At 43.0% G+C, this 3,357-nt stretch carries 3 protein-coding genes; 1 reads left to right on the top strand and 2 read right to left on the bottom strand.

The features are described 5' to 3' along the window. Positions 1-661 precede the first annotated feature (661 nt). Positions 662-2,071, top strand: coding sequence for a DNA polymerase (locus U9Q77_06320; protein MEA3286974.1), 1,410 nt, complete (start codon positions 662-664; stop codon positions 2,069-2,071). A gap of 99 nt (positions 2,072-2,170) precedes the next feature. Here U9Q77_06320 and U9Q77_06315 read toward each other — a convergent pair whose 3' ends face one another. Both U9Q77_06315 and U9Q77_06310 read right to left on the bottom strand, forming a co-directional pair. Next, entirely contained in the window at positions 2,171-2,683 is a 513-nt protein-coding gene (locus U9Q77_06315; GenBank protein ID MEA3286973.1) for a hypothetical protein, read from the bottom strand. Between the two features lie 16 nt (positions 2,684-2,699). Next, positions 2,700-3,357: RNase H family protein (locus U9Q77_06310; GenBank protein MEA3286972.1), on the bottom strand; the 658-nt coding region annotated here is incomplete at its 5' end.

Raw genomic sequence — 3,357 nt, 5'->3', positions numbered from 1 at the left:
ACAAAAGCGAAAGCCAGCAGTTATCACAAGTATCTTCATTTAAGTACATTTGGGAATAAGACCTCAACGTACAAGTTAAACTAATGTGGATCATCAGTATATTTAACCTATTTCCGGTATACCTAACATCACAATAAGTTTACTTTATGTTTATCTAGACGGCAAGTCTGAATAACAAGTAGAAACGCATACAATACAGCAAGGTGACAGTAATAACCCTCAGGGGACATCTACGGCTAAATCCACCCTAGGCATACCGTAACCAGCCAATCATATCAAATCACCGTCAGTGACGAATATAGACAGCGGTACGGGGATCAATTATCACGGGTAGTTAATACCAATCGCCCCCCCCGGTAACCACATACACCCAGTTAGGGACACGTTCAGGGCTCACCCTACAAAGTACCGGCATCAGTATAGGGGGTAAAGCGCCGGTCGTACCGGTTGTTCCCCCCAACACTAGATCACTATCTCCACGTACCCCCCCTTCCAGGCACGTCCCTAGGAATAGGTAGTACCACCAGTATCTCAGCCCACCGCCACCATCTATACCTCAAATATACACGCACTTACGACCTACTGAGCGTTGGTACTCTTTTGTCCTCCCAAACTCTTACAGATTTGGTGTGACACAACACCTCTAAAAGGAGGTGCGACAATGAGAGCACACGTATTTGAAAAGATCTGTAACTATATCGAACAATCAGTTTCTGACCCGCAGAGGAGAAATGCCCTTTTCCTTATCTTCAGTGAGTTACTGCAGGGCAATGAGCTAGGTCTTGACTATTTGGTAACTCAATTTGGAACATATACCAATAGCAGTATTGGACGATCCACTATTCAACGCTTACTAAAACAGGCCCAAACTGATGGGCTCATTGTAGTGGATATTTATGGCCACCGTATAACCCGTCGCGCCCACCATTATACATTCACACCGAAAGGATTTACGCTGATCAGAGAGTCAGCATATACCTATTGGACATTTTATGATTATCAACGTAAACGGAAAACCCGTAGGGTTAGTGATCTTATTCGTAGTGGGGATTACCATATTCCTGAACATGCCCATTATGCTGACTGGATTCAAATGCTCCCTCAATCTAGCGAGACTGATTTATTCATCAGAGGCTTGATAAAGTTAGAGTCACAAACATTGTTATTTCATCGCTATAAGGCTCTTCAACATCCGTCAATGATAGGACGCCTATACCAACTTCGCAATATTCCGAATAAACCATTTAATGTAAAATATCGGCCACTCCGATCTGGAAGACTTCAAAGTGTTCCTCATACATTTCTAGGAAAACATCTCGTGCCATTCATCCGACCTGCAGAGGACCCGCACCTAACCGATGGAATCCTATTCTCATTAGATTATAGCTCACAGGAACTGAGGATTTTAGCAAGCATGCTACCCACCAGTTCACTAATTAACCAATGGGCGCAGAATCCTGAAAACCATTTCTCCGAGCTATTGGAATCCTATGGAATTAGCATCCCCAAGCATTTATGGAAGGGATTTATGTACTCCTTCCTATACGGTTCCCAGGGGAAGGCACTTGCAGATATGTTGTCACATCAGGAAGCACTCAAGATGGGCTTTAACTCCTGTCAGACTGCAGCAAGGGCTCTGGTTTCTGAATTTACCACTAAAGTTCCGGAAATTGTCCAGCTTCGCGCAGAATTTTCAGAGGTATTTGTCAAAGAACATGCGATCACAGCACCAGGCGGTGTTACTCGTGTCCCCGATGTAACAGAGGATCTTACCAAACGTGGTACTGTAAAGAAACATAGGGCTCGCACCATCCCTCTCAGTCATGTGATACAGGGAACCGGCGCGTATATAGCCAGAACGATCGTAGCAAAATCTGCCAAACTCAAATATTGTAGATTATATATGCCAATCCATGACGGATTCGTTTTCTACTGCCACGGGAACGTCTATCAGGAAGCTTATGCTGAAGCTAGTAAATTGATGAACGAAGCAGCTGAACAAATCATCCCCAACATTGAGATTCCACACAAGACTGAATGGATCGTTAGTAACAATAGGGAAAACACTTGAGCACCATATGCCTGTGCAATCACGCGATATTCTGATATTATTTGATGTCAAAGTACGATACGCCTATACAAACTTTTTCACTCTGGGAAGTCAATCATCTCAGAATGGATCGGGATCATCGGAAACATCAATAACCGCCCCGGGTTGCTTACTGTAGGATTCGGATGATAACATATCAGATGCATTAATGGGAAAGTCATCCTCATATTCACCATCATCACCGCCTGACCATAATGTGTATAACCGGTTTAGTTTACCTCGAAGGTATATCCGACTTTTGGTTCTTGAGTTATCCAAAATGATTAGCGCCTTCTTAAGAGATCTTTTTTCAAAGCCGGTTGCATAGCTCACTAGATTAAGTATGCTCCTGATGCGTCGAATTAAAAACAGCACTTCATCAGCCGTCAATCGATTGGCACCACAAAGCGGAACATATCTCCCTTCATGAATAGCATTACGAATTTTATCGATTGCGTCCATTACCATTCTATCAGTGTCCGAAGTGTAATGTAAATGCTTCTTTTCATACCTCTCGTTGGACTCACAAATTGCCCTTGCTTGAACATTGGTAAGGCGATTGATCCCACTCAGATAAGCATTCTTTTTTCTCATTATCCTAATGCCCTGATTATATGCTGAAGGAATAGGTGGGCTTTGAATTCAATGGGTGCTTCGACCTTTTCCGTCTTCTCTTTTTCTTAAACTTCCCCTTAAACGGTTGCAGCCCACGATCAATCCTAAGATCCTTTGATTTGCAGGCTTCCATTGCTAACAGCTTTGCTTCCTTAATCAATGTCACACTTGCATGCACAGGAATAAGTTCAAGTAATGGATCAACTTCCTCAAATAATGGTAATATTTGCTGCCAGAGATCGACATTTATGGGCGATCTACCCTTCCAGGTGTTCCAATTATTATCTCTCCAAGCCATTGGCCACCCTTTTCGGAGTGCATTTACAATGTAGTCGTTTTCAACAACAATGACTGTATTTGTAAACCCACGCGCGCTTTTCAAGCCTTCAAGAAATGCATAGAGTGATACCCTGGATGCAGATGATTTCTTAAATGCACCCGCATGTTTCTTTGATTTATCAGGATGGTCTATTTTTACTCCCCAGCCATATTTCCCATACATAGCGTAATGATTTGTGTAAATCAGTGCTGTATCACCGACCCTGTGTCTTTTCAGGTCACGTTCAATCCGCTTACCCAACCGTTCATTCGGTGTAAGAGCTTTCTTCTCAGAGGAGTTCTTTAGGTTATCCTTCAGCCATACCTGCGCTTCT

The sequence above is a fragment of the Candidatus Neomarinimicrobiota bacterium genome (assembly GCA_034716895.1).
GTDB lineage: Bacteria > Fidelibacterota > UBA8477 > UBA8477 > JABMPR01 > JABMPR01.
This window is presented reverse-complemented; position numbering and strand designations above follow the sequence as displayed.

Coding starts and splice junctions, on each gene's coding strand:
- U9Q77_06320 (MEA3286974.1), top strand. CDS start 662: ATGAGAGCACACGTATTTGAAAAGATCTGTAACTATATCGAACAATCA.
- U9Q77_06315 (MEA3286973.1), bottom strand. CDS start 2,683: ATGAGAAAAAAGAATGCTTATCTGAGTGGGATCAATCGCCTTACCAAT.